At 41.6% G+C, this 19196-nt stretch carries 20 protein-coding genes and 1 other RNA gene; 15 read left to right on the forward strand and 6 right to left on the reverse strand.

Going from position 1 to position 19196, the window contains the following annotated elements:
- Positions 1 to 237: 237 nt before the first annotated feature.
- On the forward strand, positions 238 to 633 hold the full coding sequence (locus tag ACU696_RS18995; RefSeq protein WP_004908378.1) for a DoxX family protein: 396 nt from the start codon (positions 238 to 240) through the stop codon (positions 631 to 633).
- Between the two features lie 391 nt (positions 634 to 1024).
- Here the strand turns inward: ACU696_RS18995 and ACU696_RS19000 are convergent, their stop codons facing one another.
- Positions 1025 to 1918 carry a LysR family transcriptional regulator gene (locus ACU696_RS19000; protein WP_109911698.1) on the reverse strand — a complete coding sequence of 298 codons (894 nt, stop codon included), beginning with the start codon at positions 1916 to 1918 and terminating at the stop codon, positions 1025 to 1027.
- 123 nt (positions 1919 to 2041) lie between these two features.
- Here ACU696_RS19000 and ACU696_RS19005 point away from each other — a divergent pair, with 123 nt between their 5' ends.
- The 10 genes from ACU696_RS19005 (at position 2042) to dagF (ending at position 11401) form a co-directional block, all read left to right on the forward strand.
- Positions 2042 to 2749: a pirin family protein gene (locus tag ACU696_RS19005; RefSeq protein WP_109911697.1), complete on the forward strand. Its 708-nt coding sequence runs from the start codon at positions 2042 to 2044 to the stop codon at positions 2747 to 2749.
- A gap of 135 nt (positions 2750 to 2884) precedes the next feature.
- Positions 2885 to 4855, forward strand: a complete 1971-nt coding sequence (locus tag ACU696_RS19010) for a BglG family transcription antiterminator (RefSeq protein WP_109911696.1) — start codon at positions 2885 to 2887, stop codon at positions 4853 to 4855.
- A gap of 482 nt (positions 4856 to 5337) precedes the next feature.
- Positions 5338 to 5676 carry a PRD domain-containing protein gene (locus ACU696_RS19015; protein ID WP_004908366.1) on the forward strand — a complete coding sequence of 113 codons (339 nt, stop codon included), beginning with the start codon at positions 5338 to 5340 and terminating at the stop codon, positions 5674 to 5676.
- Between the two features lie 32 nt (positions 5677 to 5708).
- A complete protein-coding gene (locus ACU696_RS19020; protein ID WP_004908363.1) occupies positions 5709 to 6074 on the forward strand; it encodes an SFCGS family glycine-rich protein in 366 nt (121 codons plus the stop codon).
- Positions 6074 to 6370, forward strand: coding sequence for a DUF4312 family protein (locus ACU696_RS19025; protein WP_004258180.1), 297 nt, complete (start codon positions 6074 to 6076; stop codon positions 6368 to 6370). Before ACU696_RS19020 ends, ACU696_RS19025 begins: the two co-directional genes overlap by 1 nt.
- A 26-nt stretch (positions 6371 to 6396) precedes the next feature.
- A complete protein-coding gene (locus tag ACU696_RS19030; protein WP_004258184.1) occupies positions 6397 to 7188 on the forward strand; it encodes a DUF4311 domain-containing protein in 792 nt (263 codons plus the stop codon).
- Positions 7189 to 7190: 2 nt separating this feature from the next.
- Positions 7191 to 7841, forward strand: coding sequence for a DUF4310 family protein (locus tag ACU696_RS19035; protein ID WP_004908356.1), 651 nt, complete (start codon positions 7191 to 7193; stop codon positions 7839 to 7841).
- 582 nt (positions 7842 to 8423) lie between these two features.
- Positions 8424 to 9563: an amidohydrolase/deacetylase family metallohydrolase gene (locus tag ACU696_RS19040; RefSeq protein WP_109911695.1), complete on the forward strand. Its 1140-nt coding sequence runs from the start codon at positions 8424 to 8426 to the stop codon at positions 9561 to 9563.
- Positions 9547 to 10659, forward strand: a complete 1113-nt coding sequence (locus ACU696_RS19045; protein ID WP_196723994.1) for a DgaE family pyridoxal phosphate-dependent ammonia lyase — start codon at positions 9547 to 9549, stop codon at positions 10657 to 10659. Before ACU696_RS19040 ends, ACU696_RS19045 begins: the two co-directional genes overlap by 17 nt.
- Before the next feature lies 1 nt (position 10660).
- Positions 10661 to 11401, forward strand: coding sequence for a 2-dehydro-3-deoxy-phosphogluconate aldolase (gene dagF, locus ACU696_RS19050; RefSeq protein WP_109911693.1), 741 nt, complete (start codon positions 10661 to 10663; stop codon positions 11399 to 11401).
- Between the two features lie 137 nt (positions 11402 to 11538).
- Here the strand turns inward: dagF and ACU696_RS19055 are convergent, their stop codons facing one another.
- The 3 genes from ACU696_RS19055 to rsmI all read right to left on the reverse strand — a co-directional run bounded on the left by ACU696_RS19055 (position 11539) and on the right by rsmI (position 14273).
- On the reverse strand, positions 11539 to 12615 hold the full coding sequence (locus ACU696_RS19055) for a 4Fe-4S binding protein (protein ID WP_209101858.1): 1077 nt from the start codon (positions 12613 to 12615) through the stop codon (positions 11539 to 11541).
- 317 nt (positions 12616 to 12932) lie between these two features.
- Positions 12933 to 13306: RNase P RNA component class A (gene rnpB, locus ACU696_RS19060), an RNA gene on the reverse strand.
- A gap of 94 nt (positions 13307 to 13400) precedes the next feature.
- Positions 13401 to 14273 carry a 16S rRNA (cytidine(1402)-2'-O)-methyltransferase gene (gene rsmI, locus ACU696_RS19065; protein ID WP_209101855.1) on the reverse strand — a complete coding sequence of 291 codons (873 nt, stop codon included), beginning with the start codon at positions 14271 to 14273 and terminating at the stop codon, positions 13401 to 13403.
- Between the two features lie 61 nt (positions 14274 to 14334).
- Here rsmI and ACU696_RS19070 point away from each other — a divergent pair, with 61 nt between their 5' ends.
- The 4 genes from ACU696_RS19070 (at position 14335) to dolP (ending at position 17742) form a co-directional block, all read left to right on the forward strand.
- On the forward strand, positions 14335 to 16032 hold the full coding sequence (locus ACU696_RS19070; RefSeq protein WP_109911690.1) for a penicillin-binding protein activator: 1698 nt from the start codon (positions 14335 to 14337) through the stop codon (positions 16030 to 16032).
- A 39-nt stretch (positions 16033 to 16071) separates the two neighbouring features.
- Positions 16072 to 16452, forward strand: a complete 381-nt coding sequence (locus ACU696_RS19075) for a YraN family protein (RefSeq protein WP_004908329.1) — start codon at positions 16072 to 16074, stop codon at positions 16450 to 16452.
- A 114-nt stretch (positions 16453 to 16566) separates the two neighbouring features.
- Complete coding sequence (diaA, locus tag ACU696_RS19080) at positions 16567 to 17157, forward strand: DnaA initiator-associating protein DiaA (RefSeq protein WP_004908326.1); 591 nt, start codon at positions 16567 to 16569, stop codon at positions 17155 to 17157.
- A 9-nt stretch (positions 17158 to 17166) separates the two neighbouring features.
- Positions 17167 to 17742, forward strand: a complete 576-nt coding sequence (dolP, locus tag ACU696_RS19085; RefSeq protein ID WP_109911689.1) for a division/outer membrane stress-associated lipid-binding lipoprotein — start codon at positions 17167 to 17169, stop codon at positions 17740 to 17742.
- A 63-nt stretch (positions 17743 to 17805) separates the two neighbouring features.
- Here the strand turns inward: dolP and mtgA are convergent, their stop codons facing one another.
- Positions 17806 to 18528: a monofunctional biosynthetic peptidoglycan transglycosylase gene (gene mtgA, locus ACU696_RS19090; RefSeq protein WP_004908320.1), complete on the reverse strand. Its 723-nt coding sequence runs from the start codon at positions 18526 to 18528 to the stop codon at positions 17806 to 17808.
- An 8-nt stretch (positions 18529 to 18536) separates the two neighbouring features.
- The gene (gene elbB / locus ACU696_RS19095; RefSeq protein WP_109911688.1) at positions 18537 to 19187 is read right to left on the reverse strand and encodes an isoprenoid biosynthesis glyoxalase ElbB; all 651 of its coding nucleotides are present in this window, start codon (positions 19185 to 19187) and stop codon (positions 18537 to 18539) included.
- Between the last annotated feature and the right edge of the window lie 9 nt (positions 19188 to 19196).

Consider the following 19196-nt stretch of genomic DNA (forward strand, 5'->3'; position numbering starts at 1 on the left):
TTCAACTTAAAATCAATAGGTTAGTCTAACCACTACACTTCAACTCATTTCCCCCTCACCACAGTTCAAATTTTTTGACCATCTTTGTGAATAAGCTTTGCTTTTTATTGAATAAGCAAATGACTATTATAAGCCCATCGAATGTTTTCTTACCTATTTGTGCTGAAAACAACACTACAAAGCGACATATATCGCAACTAATTTATATTTAATGACTTATTAGTCTGGAGAATCTCAATGAAAAATTTAGAGAGTGGTGCGGTATTATTAGCTCGCATTATGATGCCAATTCTGTTCATTGTCGCAGGGTATGGAAAACTGGGAGATGCATACGCTGGAACACAACAATACATGCAAGCAATGGGTGTTCCAGGCTTTTTATTACCTTTAACCATTTTATTAGAACTTGGCGGTGGTTTAGCGGTTTTATTCGGTTTCTTAACTCGGACTGTCGCTTTATTTACCGCAGGCTTTACGGTATTAACCGCACTCCTGTTCCATATCGACTTTAGCGTTGCACCAAATAGCTTAATGTTTATGAAAAACTTTACTATTGCCGGCGGTTTCTTACTGTTAGCTGTGACCGGCCCAGGAAAATTTAGTATTGACCATTTATTAAATAAAAAATGGTAATTCCGATTTCATTATCACCCTTATTAATTTAGCTTCATTTTTTGTCCAACTTATACCTCCTTCGGGAGGTATTTTTTTATTCAAAATAATTGTTTTGAAGTTAATAGAAACTAAATCATCGTTATCAGTAAATGAAAATTAAGCTGGGCAGCTTTATTTATTCTTGTTGAATCACCACTAATATCACGCGACTCGTAAGCTCTAAATAGTTTGGGTTGTCGGTAGGCAGCAAATTGATGTTGATGGGTTTATTTTTCAACCTCAAGTTAACTTCTAAATAATTCGTACTGTAGCAAGGCTGCAAGCTCACTAATCCCTAGGAGCATACATAAGTATGTGACTAGGGTTAGTGAGTGAAGCTAACACAGCTACAGTGCGAAGTAAGACGAAGTTATAATCGGAAAAGTTTGGGGATTTCTCGGAGACACCACGACTTAGCCTCCCCCATACTATCTCGCCGCCACGCCATAATAATATTCGTCTCATGGCTATACTCTGCGCCAACTACTTTTAAACGCCCTTCACGAATATCTTGTTCAACCATTGGATACGGCATTGTTGCAACACCAAGACCAGCCAATAAAGCATTGTGTTTATCTTCAATTGTCGACACGGTTAATCGTTGTTGTTTATCCAACAACTGCACCGTTATCACAGGTCGCTCACGTGCGGTATCAGCTACTGCAATTCCACGGTACTTCACTCGAGTCGCATCAGATAATGGTTCAGGTTCTTGATGAATGGGGTGATCCGGGCTCGCAACATAAATATGATTAATGGTGTATAACGATTTAGAGTTAATTTCTGAAGATGATCGAAAATGCATATCAGGGGCAATGACAATATCCGCTTTACCGCTTTCAAGGCGTTCCCATGCTCCCGCCAATACTTCAGTAATCAAAGATAACTGTGTTTCTGATTTTTCCGCCAGTCGTTCCACCAGTGGAAAAAGTGAATTAGCAGGAACTAAAGCTTCACACACGATGGTTAAATGCGTTTCCCATCCTTTTGCAAGGGCTTCCGCGTCAGATGTTAGCTTATCAGCGGCTTCAAGTAGGATCCTTCCTCTATCAAGTAACATCCTACCGACATTCGTAAATTTAGTTCTATGCCCTGAACGGTCAAATAAAATGACATCGAGCTCTTCTTCTAATTTTTGCATGGTATAGCTTAGTGCAGACGGGACTCGCCCCAACTCTTCAGCAGCTGCAGCAAAACTACCACGGCGGTCGATTGCATCCATAACCCTTAATGATTCAAGCGTTAATGCTCTCTCTTTACTCATGAAGTTTCTCTTTCAGGAAATTTGAACAAGGGAAACAGATTAACTGGCTAACAATTCAACGTCCAGCTATTTATTATAACAATAGATTATTAACTTATTTATTTTCGATGGGGGTTAACCATTATGATGACACTGAGACCCGCTAACCATTGCGGAAAAGCTGATTATGGTTGGCTGCAAGCGCGTTATTCCTTTTCATTTGGCCATTATTTTGACCCAGATTTTATGGGTTTTAAAACACTCAGAGTGCTGAATCAAGAGGTTATTGCGCCACAAAATGCGCTACAGCCAAGAACCTACCCTCATGTTGATATTTTAAATATCATCCTAAAAGGGCACGCAGAATATCGAGACAGTTTAGGTAATACCATCCAAGCGGATGAAGGTGAATGTGTGCGTTTCTCACCACGCCCAGATCTTAGCTACAGCGAACAAAATGTGTGCCCCAAAACACCACTAACGCGTTTGCAACTCTGGCTAAATGCTTGCCCACAGCAAGAATCTTTACCCTTGCAAAAAATAGCCATTAGTGAAAATGAGAGTAAGCTTATCGCCTCTCCTGATGGGGAAGATCAAAGCATTCAATTACGTCAACAAATTTGGATCACTCAAATTCACTTGGCAGCCGATGAATCAACAGCGATCACGCTAAAAGGAAAAAATTCATTCCTTCAGTCTATACATGGTGGAGCAACATTACGAACACCAAAAGGCGAACAACTCGGGATGAATTGCAATGATGGGGCATTTATCCAAGATGATAATCAAATCATCATTAGTGCAGATAAACCGTTTAGAGGCCTGTTAATCGACCTTGGGGAACAAAACTAGCCACTTTCCTGCTATAACAGCATGAATTTTGCGAACGGATTCGCAAATTTCATCATTTACATATCCTACATATTGACACGCTTGTGTTAGAGTCCTGCCATTAGCGAGCAAAAAAGACGTAATTTTATTGCTCAAATGCTTTTTCGTTTTGATTTTAAAGGTGTTTCCGTGGCTCTATTCACTCAACAGCGACATAATCAAATTTTTGCTCAAATTCTGAATGAGGTTGTTCCTCAAGACGAATTAGCAAAAAACTTTTCCGTTTCTACTCGAACTATTCGTTCTGATATCAATGAAATCAATGAATTGATACAGCCATATAGTGCACATATTGTGTATGAACGAGGTCGTGGTTACCGGTTGAACATTGAAGACGAAGCCCTATTTGCGACCTTTACTCAACAAAATGATGAAGACGATCATATCCCTCGAACGAGCAAAGAGCGCATTGATGCACTGCTATTAAAGCTCTTAATGCTATCACTTCCCGTAAAGCTTGATGATATCGCTGAGGAATGGTTTATCAGCCGAGGCACTTTACAACAAGATATGGGGGCGGTGAGAGAACAGCTGCAAAAATACCAAATTGCATTAGAAAGTATTCCTCACCAAGGTATTCGTTTGAATGGTAGCGAGTGGGCAGTTCGAGCTTGTATGACTGAAACTTTATGGCGTCGTTATTGCGCACAGATATCGCCTGATTTAACCACTTTCCGCCCCGATTGTCTGGATAATTTAGACCTGTCATATATCGATAAAGTATTACATAACAGTTTGAATCGTTTTGATATTCGGATTAGCAATGAAGGCCATTTATACCTAGTTTTTAATTGTGCGGTCACTATTTTGCGTATCACTCGCGGCCATGAGCTCACCACTGCGGTCAAAAACGATGACAGTGAAGAAGTGATCCGTAAAGCGTGCGATGAAATCTCCAAAGGTTTGATCTACTTTCTTGGCAATGACCTTTCTGGGGCGGAACTCAGCTATTTGCATGACCAAATTGTTGCCCAACGTATTAGTAACCAAGACTCTAGCACGCAAAAAAGTGGTACTCATAATGAGCTATGTGAATATATTTTAAATTATATTAATGAATTATATAATTATGACTTACGAAATGATGAAAAGCTCAAAAAAGATCTCAATACGCATCTTGCGGCCTTAATCACTCGCCTGCAGTATCATATTTCTACACCAAATCCGCTATTATCTGATATTAAACAATACTATCCGTTTGCCTATGACGTCACACTCAGCGCATTAACCAGCGCAAGTAAACAATTACTCCCCCACCCAATCAGTGAAGATGAACTGGGTTATCTTGCAGTTCATATCGGTGTTAGCCTCGAACGTAACTATGGCGCAGGGTCAATTCGCCAAACAGAAGTACTGGTAGTCACCGATGCAGGAAACTCCACGTTTCGCGTGGTTGAATCTAAAATCATGCGTGAGTTTCCACAACTCAAATTTAGTCGAGGGTTAACATTACAAGAGTATGAATCCTTGGATGAAGTCACTGAAGATTTCGTGATAACCACAGTACGAATTTCAGAGAAAAACAAGCCTGTTATTAAAATCGCGCCTTTCCCAACGCCCTATCAGCTAGAGCAAGTTGGCCGCCTAGCTATGGTTGATCAAACTCGCCCTTATATTATTGAGCGTTTTTTTGATGAACGGTTCTTCATGGTAATTAATGAAAAAATTAGCCAAGAAGAGCTCTTTCAAATGGTTTGCCATAAATTACAGCAAGAAGGCTATGTAACCCCCGATTTTTATCCATCACTACAAGAACGTGAATCAATTGTTTCCACATTGCTCGGTGAAGGCATCGCATTACCCCACTCTTTAGGCTTACTTGCCAATAAAACGGTGGTTGCAACCGTTGTGGCCCCAAAAGGCATTGAATGGAATAAAGAAACCAAAGAGAACGCTTATGTCATTTTCTTGTTGGCTATTAGTAAAACAGACTATGAAGAAGCGATGGCTATTTATGATTTATTCGTTACCTTTGTAAAGGAAAAAACGACTCGTCGCTTAGTAAGTGTCAAAAATTTCAATGAATTCCAAGTGATAGCTAAAGACAGCTTAGCACGTATCCTCTAATCTGATAGCAACTTCCACTTCGTAGTGGAAAAGTGGAAGTTGCTGACTTTTACGTGATCCTAACCACAACTCTCGCAAATATTTTCCTATCCTAAACGGACTGTTTTACGCACAGAGTAACTAAGTGGAAGCTATTGCAATCAACACAACATAATTTCCATTTATTGTTTCCACTTTTCTTTCCAGTTCCTTTTTTCAATTCCATTTTTTATGTAAAAAAATAATCAATTGATAAACAACATATTTTATTCGAAGTATTGTTATTTTTATCCTTTTTAGATAATTGATTGATGTCAATTTTTCCACTTAACTTCCACATAGAACAAAAAACATACCAACACAACTAATATTTATTTCCAAATAATTTCCACTTTGAAGTGGAAATTCACTACCTGCAAAAAATACCAATAAACGTCTAATGTATAAGGCATGAAGGAACAGAGTAGTCTAACTTGCAATATTACTTTGGATTTTAAATAGTTATGAGTGAATCAGTTGTCGTTTTTAAAATGTTAGAACATAACCTTGATATTGATGAGGTGACACAAAAACTGCTAGCAGTGATTACTGACTGGCTCAAGCAGGAGGATTGCTACACCACGGATGTACAACAACAGATGTTGGAGTCTCATTTACGTGCCATGGTCGGTAGAGCAAAAACGGGTGAAGCCTTACCAGAAGTTGATATCAGCCTATTTGATGAAATCTCTGAACATTCGATTACGCTCGCGCAACGGGTTGTTGACACACTTCCCGGTTTAGCACCTGAAGAGACCTATTTACTCTCTGTTCACTTTGAAGTTGCACGTTCAAATGATTAATTACTAATTTGGTAGGATTTGGAGAATATTTTATGAAACAGATAGTTGTTGTTATCGGTGACCGTTTAGGTAAAGGCCAAAAAGTAGCGGCGGGTGTTGAAGCTGCTGGCGGTAAAGCGATTGTTGTTCCAGGTGTCGCCGCTGACATGAAACTTGGCGATGTGATGAACGCAGAACAAGCCGATTTAGGTATCTCATTTTGTGGAAGTGGTGGCGCTGGTGCAATCACAGCTCAAACTAAGTATGGCTATAAAGCTCGCTATGGGATGCGCTCCATTGAAGAGGGAGAAACCGCAATTGCAGACGGTTGCAATGTATTAGGTTTCGGTTTTATGGACAAGGAAGAGTTAGGCGAGCGCTTAGTAAAAGCATTCAATAAAAAATACGGCAACGCTTAATGAAAAAATCTATCGAAACGGTTGTACGGGTTACAGGGCAAGGCGACACTAAGCAAAAAGCGATAGCTGACGCCTTAAATTCAATTCAAAAAACCGTACTGAAAAACAGCACAGACATCATCCTACGAATTGAACCAAAGGATGTTGAAGTGATTAGTGCTCACTCTCATTCGCGGACAGAAAAATTTCTTTTTCTCTTTTTGCCACGCAAACGTGAACATTTTCGTGTTGTACTCGACGTTTCGCTGGATGTCACTTTACTTTCTGTCAACGAAATACCATTTACAGAACAATAATAGCAATCAGGTCTGGAGTTAATTCCATGAGTGAAACTGCATCTTTTCTAGAAATATTGGGCATGTCCCTGATCATCGGTGGGCTCTGCGGCTTTGGCTTAGGCGCAGGGGCTGCGCGTATGTTCCACGCACCAACCGTACAAGGTATGGGGGCATTCCGTACATTGGGTGAGCTGAACGCGTGTGAAGGCGACCCAGCATCTCACTTTTCTTTTGGCTTAGGATTTTTCTTTAATGCATGGGCATCATCAGTTGCTGCAGGGGCATTTACACAAGACGTTGACCACCGCATCATCCCAAACTGGGGTGCGGCAGCGCTGTTAACCAAAAACCGTAGTGTCGCTGACACACTGCATAATCCGAAAAAAATGGCGATTGCTTGTGCCATCATCGGGGCATTAGTTGTCGCCTTCTTAAACACAACTGCTTCCGCAGTTCCGGCTGCACTGCAAACAACAGCCATTAACGTACTAGTGCCTGCCGCTAACTTGTTAGTTAACACGGTGATGCCAGTTATCTTCTGGTTAGCCGCTATGGATGCCGGGCGTCGTTCAGGTTTTTGGGCAACATTATTTGGTGGTTGTGCTCAGTTAATCATGGGGAATGCTATCCCTGGTTTAGTTTTAGGTATCTTGATTGGTAAAGGCGTTGATGACAACGGCTGGAACCGTATCACTCGCACAATGATGATAACCGTGGTTCTCTTGTTCGTTCTCAGCGGCTTCTTCCGTGAGTTCGACCTGAAGATGATCACCTCTTTCAACCTAGATAAACCATTGTGGCTTGAATACGTCCACGGTCTGCTGAGCGGGAAATAATCATGACAACTGAAATTAACAAACAAGATTTTTGGTACGCAGAATGGTCCTTTCCGATTTTTGTTGGGCTGCTATCCGCAGGGATCTTCGCAGGTACCCACATGTATGTCGTCTACGGCTTTGGTGCATTTAACGAAGTAGCGTTCGTCGCCATGTTACGTGCAGGCTTAGATACAGGGGTTTACGGTGCAGTCGCCGCATTCGGTGCAAGTTTCTTATTTGCTCGAATCATCGAAGGGTCACTGGTTGGTATTTTAGATATTGGTGGGGCGCTGCAAACTGGTATTGGGCTGGGTGTTCCTGCTCTATTCCTCGCTGCGGGTTGGGATATTCTAGTCACTAACTTCTGGCTTTCATTAGTGACAGGTTTATTCCTTGGGGTATTAATCGGTTTACTGATTGTCTTTGCACGTAAATTCACCATTGCCCAAGCCAACTCAACCTTTGGTGCAGACGTCATGATGGGTGCGGGTAATACTTCAGGTCGATTCTTAGGCCCATTGATTATCTTAGCCGCCATGGCAGCTTCTATTCCAATCGGAATTGGTTCATTAATCGGCGCATTGATTTTCTATGTATGGCAAAAACCGGTTGCCGGTGGCGCCATTTTAGGTGCGATGTTATTTGGTTATTTCTTCCCAATCGTCGCCTAACTAGTATCCTCCCGGAGCATCTGCTCCGGGTTACTGAATAACATCATTAAAAACAGGCTCGAAATAGTTCAAAGAGTAGCGTAAGAGTAACCAACAACGCTGCGGTTGGCATTATTTAGAACAAGTATTCAAGTATTTAAGCATGCTCTAGATAATTCAAATTGCAGCTAGGCGGCAAACGACGATATCCCTAGGAGCATACAAAAGTATATGACTAGGGTAGCGGAAGTGATGCCAACAACGCTGTGGTTGGCATTATTTAGAACAAGTATTCAAGTATTTAAGCATGCTCTAGATAATTCAAATTGCAGCTAGGCGGCAAACGACGATATCCCTAGGAGCATACAAAAGTATGTGACTAGGGTAGCGGAAGTGATGCCAACAACGCTGTGGTTGGCATTATTTAGAACAAGTATTCAAGTATTTAAGCATGCTCTAAATAATTCAAATTGCAGCTAGGCGGCAAACGACGATATCCCTAGGAGCATACAAAAGTATGTGACTAGGGTAGCGGAAGTGCTGCCAACAACGCTGCGGTTTGAAGTATGACGAGCATCGAGTATGAGTATAAAGAGGGCAACTATGTACACTCTAATCATCAAACAAGGTAAGCGTATCGATGGCTCGATTATCGATATTCTTATCAAAGATGGAAAAATCGAAGCAGCAGGCCCTGAGTTAGCCTGTAACCAGCAAGCTGACAAAATTATTGATCTCCAAGGTAAAACTTATGTCAGCGCCGGATGGATTGATTCTCACGCACACTGTTTTGTTGAGTCACCTATTTACTTCGATGACCCTGATTTAGCAGGAGCCGCTGGCGGAGTTACCTCACTGGTTGATGCAGGCAGTGTCGGTGCTGATGATATTGATAAATTTTATCAACTGACACAAAAATCGAAAACCAATGTCTTTTCTCTGTTAAATATTTCACGCATTGGCATCATTGCACAAAATGAATTGTCCGATATGAACAACATCAATGATGCCTGCTTTCAAGACGCTATCGAGCGCCACTCAGGCTTTGTTGTTGGTATGAAAGCGCGTATGAGTAAAAGTGTGGTTGGTGAAAATGGTATTGCACCACTGATTAAAGCTAAAGAAATGCAGAAAAAACACCATCTTCCACTCATGGTGCATATCGGCAACAACCCACCGGATATCGATGAAGTCGCTGATTTACTGACACGTGGCGATATCATCACTCACTGCTTTAATGGCAAACCCAATAAAATTTTAGGCGAAGATGGCTACCTAAAGCCCTCAATTGCTCGCGCACTCGCACGCGGAGTCATATTAGATGTTGGCCATGGCGGTGAGAGTTTTAGCTTTAAAGTTGCCGAACAAGCCATGCGCATCGGCACTTACCCTGACATTATCAGTTCCGATATTTACCACCGCAACCGCGTTAATGGCCCTGTTTATAGCCTCGCTTTTGTGATGACCAAATTCCTGTGTATGGGCTTTAGTGCGGAACAAGTGCTTCGCTGCGTTACCGAAAAAGCCGCCAATTTCTTATCATTACCCGCGAAAGGCTATTTAAGGCCGGGCTTTGACGCCGACATAACCCTTTTTGACCTTAAAGAAGAGCAAACCGAGCTCACGGATGCAGAAGGCGAACACCGTATAGGCACTCACCGCTTCGTACCATTGGCTGCTATCGTCGGTGGAAAACACATTATTCATGCACAAGGTGAATCAGAACATGCAATCGATTTATGATAAATATCAGTTAAAACACGTTATTAATGCCTCTGGTCGCATGACAATTCTGGGTGTTTCAACGCCAACTCCGGAAGTTGTTGAACGCGTTGCTTACGGATTAAATAATTACTTTGAAATTAAAGAATTAGTTAATAAAACTGGCGAATACATTGCTAATCTATTAGGTGTTGAAGCCGCAGTTGTTGTTTCCTGCGCATCTGCCGGTATCGCACAAGCTGTTGCAGCGGTGATTGTACAAGATGATGATGATTTACTGCTTAATTTGCATTCATCCGACAAAATTGTGCCACGTGAAATTATTTTACCTAAAGGTCATAACGTTAATTTCGGTGCCCCTGTCGATACAATGGTGAGCTTAGGTGGTGGTAAAGTGGTCGAAGCGGGCTTTGCTAACGAGTGCAACGCCGCCCAGTTAGCTGCAAAAATCACCCCCAATACCGCCGCTATTCTGTATATCAAATCCCATCATACCGTACAAAAAAGCATGTTAACCGTGGAACAAGCCGCCAAAGTGGCTCATGACCACCAGCTACCACTGATCGTTGATGCTGCCGCTGAAGAAGAGCTCACAGCTTACTACCAAGCAGGCGGCGATATTGTGATTTACAGTGGCGCAAAAGCGATTGAAGGCCCAACAAGTGGCCTAGTTATTGGTAAAAAACAATATGTTGAGTGGGTAAAACGCCAAAGCCAAGGTATTGGCCGTGCGATGAAAGTGGGTAAAGAAGGTATTTTAGGCCTCACTCTTGCTATCGAACAGTACCTGACAGCGACAAAAGAAACTGGCCCAGAAATGGTCAATCGAATGAGTAAATTCATCAGCGATTTGAATGCAATTAAAGGTATCTCTGCTCAAGTGGTCTGGGATGGCGCTGGACGTGATATTGCTCGTACTGAAATTAGCTTTGATGAAAAAACAATAGGCAAAACTACCTACCAAATCATGGCTGAGTTAAAACAAGGTGATACCGCGATTTACTTCCGTGAGTACAAAGCCAACGAAGGAAAAGTGGAAGCTGACATTCGTAGTGTTAGTACTGAACAACTTGATGTTATTTCTCAGAATATTCGTTTGTTAGTAGAAGGAATTTAAAATGAAATTGTCACCGAATTTTTATCGTGACCGCGTGTGTTTAAACGTCTTGGCAGGCAGCCATCAAAATGCAAAAGATATCTATGCTGCAGCAGAAACCTTTGTTGTTGTTGGTGTTTTATCTAAAAATTACCCTGACTTAGAAAGCGCGATTGCAGATATGCGTATTTATGCCCAAAAAACCGATAATGCATTATCAGTTGGCCTGGGTGCTGGCGACCCAAATCAATCAACCATGGTATCGTTGATTTCAAAAGAAGTGCAACCGCAGCACGTTAACCAAGTATTCACTGGTGCCCCAATTAGCCGTGCACTATTAGGCCAAAACGAAACCTTCGTGAATGCGCTCATATCACCGACAGGCACGGTGGGTATGGTAAAAATTTCCACAGGCCCATTAAGTTCTCAAGCGCCAGATGGCATTGTTCCGATTGAAACTGCCATTATGATGCTTAAAGACATGGGTGCTGACTCTGTTAAATTCTTTAATATGAAAGGGTTAACATATATTGAAGAATATAAAGCCATTGCCAAAGCTTGCGCTGACTTTGATTTTTCTTTAGAGCCTACAGGCGGCATTGATTTAGATAACTTTGCTGAAATTTTGCAAATTGCTCTTGATGCAGGCGTGAAAAAAATCATTCCTCATATCTATAGCTCAATTATTGATAAAGATACTGGCAATACGCGCCCTGAAGATGTACGTCAGTTATTGCAGATGGTTAAGCAAGCTGTTAACTGATGGGGTAGTAAGTAGTATGTAAGAAAATAAATATAAGCGAGAAATAAGTATAAATAAGCAGTACAAAATCTGTCATCACGACAAAACAACAAGTTGCCCCGCTTATTATCATATGTAGCGGGGTTTTTTATTGTGCATCAATGGCCTATCATTCTTGCATTTGGAATAATATGAAACCAATAATTATCGGGTACTGGGCTATCCCAAACGCCAAAATACATAGCAACCCCAATAGTGATAAATAAAATTGCCAAGGTTAAAATAGCCATCATCCTACCCGATAACCGAAATTGATGTTTTTTTGCTGGCAATTGCAATGAAAAATCCAGTGTTGATGTAACAGGGCAAGATTCCACGCAAGTCATACACCCCGTACATTCGAGCGTTCTTACCTGAATTAATTTATCAACAGGGATGCGGGATGGGCAGTTTTTCGCACATTTTCCACAATCAATGCAACTTTCCACATTTCGCCGAATTTTAAATGGTGAAAATAACGAAAACAGCCCTAGCAATGCACCATAAGGACACAAATAACGGCACCAAGCATTACGAATAAACAAGCTTGCCACCACTAAAACCGCAACACTGACCAGCGCAAACAAGCTAATATAGCGAAAGAAATCCAACATTTTGACGTCAATGATGATCCCATAAGGTGACATCATAAAGTATTGGATCATCTGCGCAGACATGGAAAATGCAATATAGAGAAAGAAGCTTAATAGTAAATATTTTAAACCTCGTAGGGTGATATCTAGCCATTTAGGTAAACTGATTTGTTTTTGATAACCAAACAGTTTTTGGCCTATTTTTCCCGTATATTCCGATATAGTGCCTATCGGGCACATCCATGAACAAAATGCTTTTTTGAGCAGTAAGCTAATCAAAATAAAAGAAACAAGCAGAAACATTGAAGCCGCATGAATTGGCGGGAAACTCCCCGTCTCCAACGTATATTTTAAATTCATTAACCCCGCAATCGGCAGCCAACCTTCAATTCCACCAGGGCGAGGAAGGTGAACTGTCGCTCCTCCGGTTTCGTAGTAACGCACCCAAAAATAGAAGGTGATGCCAATATAAATATTGATCGCCAATAGCGTTAACTGTACAAATTTACGCCATGTTGATGCATTACGCCAATCATTCCAAGGGAGCTTACCCCCTGTAGTACCAGGGCGACGTTGGTACCTTACACGTGGTTTTTCTTTCATGTCCGCACATCTCTTTAACATGCATTATAAATACCACTATTGTATTTACATATTCACAGGGCGCATTGATTTGCATCAGAGGGTTGTGATGTTGATGAGTTGATGAGTTGATGAGTTGATGTATCAAATGGTGAAGACAAGCCAGAAAAGAAAGAAGAGAAGTATTTTTATATTAAATCAAAAGATTATGATTTTTTCTAAATAGTTCGTGTTATACCGAGGCGGCAAAATGAAGACAGCGCGGGGAGCATACAAAAGTATGTGACTAGGGCTGACGAGTGACGCCAACACAGGCACAGCTTGAAGTATGACGAAAAAATGGGAGTTGGCCGATAAGCCGGGTTCTGTCTTGGACAACCATTCATCTAGGCCAGCACTTACGCACTGGCTCCAGCAACCTACCCGAGTTCAATGCGGGCCGCACCATATGAACCCCTATTTGGTCTTGCTCCGGGTGGAGTTTACCGTGCCACGAACTGTTGCCAGTCGCGCGGTGCGCTCTTACCGCACCCTTTCACCCTTACCTGATCCTGTAAACAGGCCATCGGCGGTTTGCTCTCTGTTGCACTAGTCGTAGGCTCGCGCCTCCCAGACGTTATCTGGCACCCTGCCCTATGGAGCCCGGACTTTCCTCCCCTCTACCCGTCTCCCGAAGGGACTACGATAAAGCAGCGGTTGTCTGGCCAACTCCGCGGCGAATTATAGGCACTTTGCTGAGTCTTGTACAGACTCTAACGACTTTCATTTACCACTTATATAAATGAACTCGTCTATTTGCTCAAGAATCATTCACTATCTTGATTATCAAGCATCAATTTATACAGCATATTTTTCTTGAGGCCATAAATTTCAGCCGTGATCGCCGCCGCTTTTTTAGGGGGTAATTCTTTTTGTAATAAATTTAATGTTCTCACCACTTCAGGGGAAACTGCGGAGTCATCGACTGGTTTTTTATACCCTTCGACAATCAACACCATTTCGCCACGGTGACGATTTTCATCTTCTTTTACCCAAGCGAGTAACTCTCCCACAGGGCGACCTTCAATAGACTCCCATGTTTTAGTGATTTCACGCGCTAAAACAACATGACGCTCCGGCCCCCAGACTTCCACCATATCTGCTAAACTGTCTAACAAACGGTGGGTTGATTCATAGAAAATCAGCGTGCGGGTTTCTTGTTCGAGTGATTGCAATACATCTTTACGGCCTTTCGTTTTAGCCGGTAAAAAACCTTCATAACAAAAACGGTCTGAAGGTAAACCCGCGGCGGATAACGCAGTAATAGCAGCACAAGGCCCCGGTAAAGGTACAACACGAATACCCGCTTCGCGACAACGATTGACGAGATGATAACCCGGATCATTAATTAAAGGTGTACCCGCATCGGAGACTAATGCGATACTATCACCTTGTTGAAGTCGACTAATTAATTGATCTGCCTTTTGCTGTTCATTATGATCATGCAGAGCAAACAACCGTGCATTTATCGCAAAATTCTGTAATAGAATGCCTGAATGCCGAGTGTCCTCTGCAGCAATAAGGTCAACATGTTTAAGAACATCCAACGCACGTTGCGTGATATCCCTCAAATTACCAATTGGGGTAGGAACGATATACAGCGTGGATGCCATAACCACAGCTTGATTAGGTTGGTTCATTGTTTCATCCGAATAGCCGGTTTAAAATTAAGCAATTGAAAAATACACCATTGGATACAGTATGCGTCCTTCAATTTTTTTGCATTTGAAAAAAGGGTTAATCTGCACAGCAATGCTGTCCACATTTGCTCTGTCTGGGTGCCAAATTGTCTCGGAATATTTTCCGTCAACCCAAAAAACACCTGAGCAAAGCGCATCTGATGATGCTAGCCGTTACCAAGCAATCATTGATGCAGCACAAGGTAAGCCTTCAATGGAGGCGATACGTGCCTACATTAGCCAAGAACCTTTATTAAAAACAACCACTGAACGCCAAGCTAACATTGATGGGTTATGGCAGATGTTAACACAGTTAACGCCAGAACAAATTCATGGAATTAGTGCCGATGAAAATATTCTCCAAGGCTGGGTCGATCTTTTAGATATTTATCAAAATAACCGAGATGACACAGATGCCTTACTTGCTGGCTACAACGATTGGAAAATGCGTTACTCAAATAACCCTGGAGTGACGACAACACCAACCCTTTTACTGCAAGCGATGATACCTCAAGTGGGTAAAAATCCTAAGATTGCGTTGTTTTTACCCATGAGTGGGCAAGGACAAGTATTCGGCCAGGCGATTATGCAAGGCTTTATGGATGCGCAAAAAGGTCTGCCTCAAGGGTCTCCCTCTCAAGACGCTATAGATCCCCCAAGTAGTGGAAATGATGTCCTCGACCAAATTTATGAACAAGTTGCTGCAACAACAGGTAATACCCCTACTGCTAGCGATAGCGATGTAGTGGCATCCACTTTACGTATCGATGCAGCCCCTGTGAATACCCAAAGCGTCAAGGTGTTTGATACCACTAATAAACAAATGCCTGCGCTTATTGAGCAAGCAAAAAATGAAGGCTTTAACCTGATTGTTGGGCCATTATTAAAAAGTGACGTTCAAGTTATTACCCAAATGGGGGCTCCAGTTAGCGTGCTTGCGCTCAATGAGCTTGATGCGAACCAATTACAGCCTCGACCAAATCTTTGCTATTTTTCATTATCACCAGAAGATGAAGCACAGAATGCGGCCGCTTATATGAAAGCTGAAGGTAAGCAAATGCCATTGGTATTAGTTCCCGCTAATGCTTTCGGCGATAGGATAGCCAAAGCCTTTGCTCAAGGGTGGCAAGAAAAAGGGGGGGGAACTGTTTTAATGCAAACCTTTGGGTCCATCCCTTCACTAAAAGAGTCAATTAATCGTGGTGCAGGTATCCGTATGACAGGAACGCCAGTGAATACCGGAGCACAATCGATAGATTCACAATATGTCGATTCAACCGGTGCGATTGACGGTGTTTATATTGTTGCCACTCGTGATGAGCTCACCTTAATCAAACCAATGATTGAAATGGCGATTAGTTCCCGTTCCCGCCCTGCACTTTATGCAAGCTCTCGCAGTAACCAAGCCGGATCTGGCGCAGACTACCGCTTTGAAATGGATGGCGTTAAATTTAGCGAAATTCCTTTACTCGCAGGTGCAAACAATAACTTACGTAAACAAGCCCAACAAAAGCTGAACAATGATTACTCGTTATTCCGCTTATATGCCATGGGTATTGACGCATGGTCTTTAGCCAACAATTACGACAAGCTTCAACAATCGGGGCAATTTCGTATTAATGGCGCATCTGGAACCTTAAGCACCACACCAAACTGTGTGGTGTTCCGAGAATTACCTTGGTTACAATTTAAACAAGGTAAAGTGGTTTCCGCGCAATAATATTGTTCAATACTTCATCTTTTTTCAGACAAGGACGTCATGAAAATTATGCCAAAAGCCATACAATGGTTAACAGGCCGGTACTATGAAAATCAAGTGCTCGCTTTCCTGAAACAGCAGGGACTAACATTTGTCGAACGTAACGCAAGAAACCGAGGCGGAGAAATCGACCTCATTATGCGAGATAATACAGGTTGGGTATTTGTTGAAGTTCGTTTTCGCAAAAATTGTGATTACGGAGATGCACTTTTATCAGTAAACTGGCGCAAACGTCGAAAGCTATTAGCTGCCGCCAAATTTTGGCTCTCACAAAGGCAAGAAAGTTTTGAAACCAGCGCATGCCGTTTTGATATCTGCGCCATCACTGGAAACCAATTTGATTGGATACAAAATGCATTTAACGAAAATGATGTTTATTAACAAATGTGATAATCAGCTTTATATACTGATCATGCAGTCAACAAAGCTATAATTCAAATATAATAGCGACACAAAAATGATTTGAATTATATCGAGGCGACAAAGGAAAAACTCGTGCTAGACCGAATAAAAGTTTGTTTCACTGAAAGCATCCAAACTCAAATAGCAGCGGCTGAAGCGCTGCCTGATGCCATATCAAGAGCCGCAATGATGATGGTTCAATCTTTACTCAATGGCAACAAAATTCTATGTTGTGGTAACGGTGCTTCCGCCGCTACCGCACAACGTTTTGCTGCGAGTATGATCCATCGCTTTGAAACTGAGCGCCCTAGCTTACCCGCCTTAGCGCTTAATACCGATAATGCCGTGCTAACTGCGATTTCAGGTAGTAAGCAACCTTCTGAAATTTATGCGAAACAAGTTAGAGCATTAGGGCAACATGGTGATGTTTTGATGGCGATTTCAACCCATGGTAATAGTAGTGATATTATTAAGGCCGTTGAAGCTGCGGTGACTAGAGACATGACAATTGTCGCCTTAACAGGTTATGACGGAGGGGAACTCGCTGGCTTACTGGGTCCTCAAGATGTTGAAATCCGCATACCATCCCAACGAAGTGTTCGAATTCAAGAAGTTCATCTTCTTACTGTAAATTGTCTGTGTGACCTTATAGACAATACTCTTTTCCCACATCAGGACGATTAAGGAGACAAAATGCGATTAATACCGATTTTTGCCATAGTCATCAGTACTGTTTTATTACAAGGCTGTATTGGGGCTGCAGTCGTAGGTTCTGCTGCTGTTGCAACGAAAAGTGCCACAGATCCTCGCAGCGTTGGCCAGCAAGTTGACGATGGAACTTTAGAAGCTCGAGTTAGTGGGCAGCTGAATAAAGATAAGGAAATCACAGGTAAGGCTCGTATCATTGCGACCGCTTATAAAGGTAATGTCCTGTTAACTGGCCAAAGTCCTGATATGGCTTGGGCTGAACGAGCAAAACAAATCGCCTCTAACGTTGATGGCACCATCGCAGTCTATAATGAAGTTCGTAGCGGTGAGCCCGTTGATTTGGGTACGGCTTCAAAGGACACTTGGTTAACAACCAAAGTGAAATCGAAAATTCTTGCTAGTGATAGCGTTAAATCTGGTAGTGTAAAAGTCATTACTGAAAACGGTGAGGTTTTCTTGCTAGGTGTTTTAACAAGGCAAGAAGGTGATGCAGCGGCAAAAATTGCTAGTGAAACAGACGGTGTTCGTCGAGTTACGACCGCTTTCACTTATCTTAATTAATCATAAACAATAATATATTGTTATAAAAACAAAAGCCGTGGGTTAAAAACCATGGCTTTTTTCTTATTCATCCACTAATTGGTTTATTTTCAGATAATTCTTACCTCCTAATAAGTGCATTTGATTCAAGATCCAAGCCTGCCTTTTGAGAACATAAGAAGATGGGTTTTTCACGCTATACCTATGAGGATTAGGTAAAACTGCTGCTAATAGTGCTGCTTCATTCATTGAAAGCTTGCTAGCCGGCTTATTAAAGAATTTATTTGCAGCCTCTTCTACACCAAAAACACCATCACCAAACTCAACTATATTAAGGTAAACTGTCAATACTCTTTGCTTTGACCATAAGAGCTCCATAATAGGAGTCATTACTGTCTCCAGCCCCTTTCTTAACCAGCTTCTTCCATCCCATAACCACAAGTTTTTCACTGTTTGCTGCGAGATCGTTGAAGCCCCTCTAATTGTTTGTTTATTACTCAAGTTGTGTTTGTAAGCACGCTCTATTGCATCAAGGTCAAAACCCCAGTGATGAGGAAAATTTTGATCTTCCGCAGCAATTACTGCTAAATAAATATACGGAGAAATGTGATTTTCATCTACCCATTCAGAATGAGATACATAAGAAAAATTTAAGTTTATCCATGCAGTGATTTGTCGTTCAATCATCACTGCAGAAAAAGGCACTGGTATGTATTTAAATAAAACGACTGAACAAATCCACACCACAAGTAATGAAAATGTGATCTTCTTTAACCAGTGCCATAATTTAGAAACAATAGTTCGCATTCAAATAATCACGCCATTTCCAATACTTTCTTAACAAGCTTATTAATACCCGTATTTGCTTCAGAAATTGATTGAGCCAGCATATAAGCAGGTGTTGTAACAACTCGGTTAACTTCATCAATTACAATATCATCAACAGCACATTTAATATGTTTCCCACCCATAAGTTCTATTTGAGCAATCGTTTCACTATCATCACCAATAGTTAGTACTACTGATGTATTTAACATTTTAGGAAGCATCACAGGAGCAATACACATCAGTCCTAGCGGCTTTTTTTGTTGGTGCATTTGGCGTACTAAACTTAATAGTTCTTTATTAATTTCACACTCACTTCCTTTAACGGCGAAATCACATAAATTTTTTGCCACACCAAAACCACCAGGAATTATGAGGGCATCCAGCTTTGAAGCATCAGCTAAGGATAAAGGCGATATTTTTCCACGTGTAATGCGTGCAGACTCTTCCATTTGGTTACGTTTTTCTGATTTTAACTCACCATTAATATGATTAATAACAGTAGATTGAGAATCATCAGGCGCAAAAAAATGAACTTCAGCATTATTTTGGCTCAAAGCTAGCATAGTTAATACTGACTCATGGATCTCACTTCCATCAAAAACACCACAGCCACTTAAAATAACCGCAATTGATTTCATATCTTCCTC

Source organism: Providencia sp. PROV_01, assembly GCF_053098325.1.

What these genes read in the sequence shown, in the direction of transcription:
- ACU696_RS19025 (WP_004258180.1), top strand. Translation starts at nt 6,074, where the DNA reads ATGAAAAAATCTATCGAAACGGTTGTACGGGTTACAGGGCAAGGCGAC.
- ACU696_RS19005 (WP_109911697.1), top strand. Translation starts at nt 2,042, where the DNA reads ATGATGACACTGAGACCCGCTAACCATTGCGGAAAAGCTGATTATGGT.
- ACU696_RS19010 (WP_109911696.1), top strand. Translation starts at nt 2,885, where the DNA reads ATGCTTTTTCGTTTTGATTTTAAAGGTGTTTCCGTGGCTCTATTCACT.
- ACU696_RS19075 (WP_004908329.1), top strand. Translation starts at nt 16,072, where the DNA reads ATGAAAATTATGCCAAAAGCCATACAATGGTTAACAGGCCGGTACTAT.
- ACU696_RS19030 (WP_004258184.1), top strand. Translation starts at nt 6,397, where the DNA reads ATGAGTGAAACTGCATCTTTTCTAGAAATATTGGGCATGTCCCTGATC.
- ACU696_RS19040 (WP_109911695.1), top strand. Translation starts at nt 8,424, where the DNA reads ATGTACACTCTAATCATCAAACAAGGTAAGCGTATCGATGGCTCGATT.
- elbB (WP_109911688.1), bottom strand. Translation starts at nt 19,187, where the DNA reads ATGAAATCAATTGCGGTTATTTTAAGTGGCTGTGGTGTTTTTGATGGA.
- ACU696_RS19035 (WP_004908356.1), top strand. Translation starts at nt 7,191, where the DNA reads ATGACAACTGAAATTAACAAACAAGATTTTTGGTACGCAGAATGGTCC.
- ACU696_RS19015 (WP_004908366.1), top strand. Translation starts at nt 5,338, where the DNA reads ATGAGTGAATCAGTTGTCGTTTTTAAAATGTTAGAACATAACCTTGAT.
- dolP (WP_109911689.1), top strand. Translation starts at nt 17,167, where the DNA reads ATGCGATTAATACCGATTTTTGCCATAGTCATCAGTACTGTTTTATTA.
- dagF (WP_109911693.1), top strand. Translation starts at nt 10,661, where the DNA reads ATGAAATTGTCACCGAATTTTTATCGTGACCGCGTGTGTTTAAACGTC.
- ACU696_RS19045 (WP_196723994.1), top strand. Translation starts at nt 9,547, where the DNA reads ATGCAATCGATTTATGATAAATATCAGTTAAAACACGTTATTAATGCC.
- ACU696_RS18995 (WP_004908378.1), top strand. Translation starts at nt 238, where the DNA reads ATGAAAAATTTAGAGAGTGGTGCGGTATTATTAGCTCGCATTATGATG.
- ACU696_RS19000 (WP_109911698.1), bottom strand. Translation starts at nt 1,918, where the DNA reads ATGAGTAAAGAGAGAGCATTAACGCTTGAATCATTAAGGGTTATGGAT.
- ACU696_RS19070 (WP_109911690.1), top strand. Translation starts at nt 14,335, where the DNA reads ATGCGTCCTTCAATTTTTTTGCATTTGAAAAAAGGGTTAATCTGCACA.
- rsmI (WP_209101855.1), bottom strand. Translation starts at nt 14,273, where the DNA reads ATGAACCAACCTAATCAAGCTGTGGTTATGGCATCCACGCTGTATATC.
- ACU696_RS19055 (WP_209101858.1), bottom strand. Translation starts at nt 12,615, where the DNA reads ATGAAAGAAAAACCACGTGTAAGGTACCAACGTCGCCCTGGTACTACA.
- mtgA (WP_004908320.1), bottom strand. Translation starts at nt 18,528, where the DNA reads ATGCGAACTATTGTTTCTAAATTATGGCACTGGTTAAAGAAGATCACA.
- ACU696_RS19020 (WP_004908363.1), top strand. Translation starts at nt 5,709, where the DNA reads ATGAAACAGATAGTTGTTGTTATCGGTGACCGTTTAGGTAAAGGCCAA.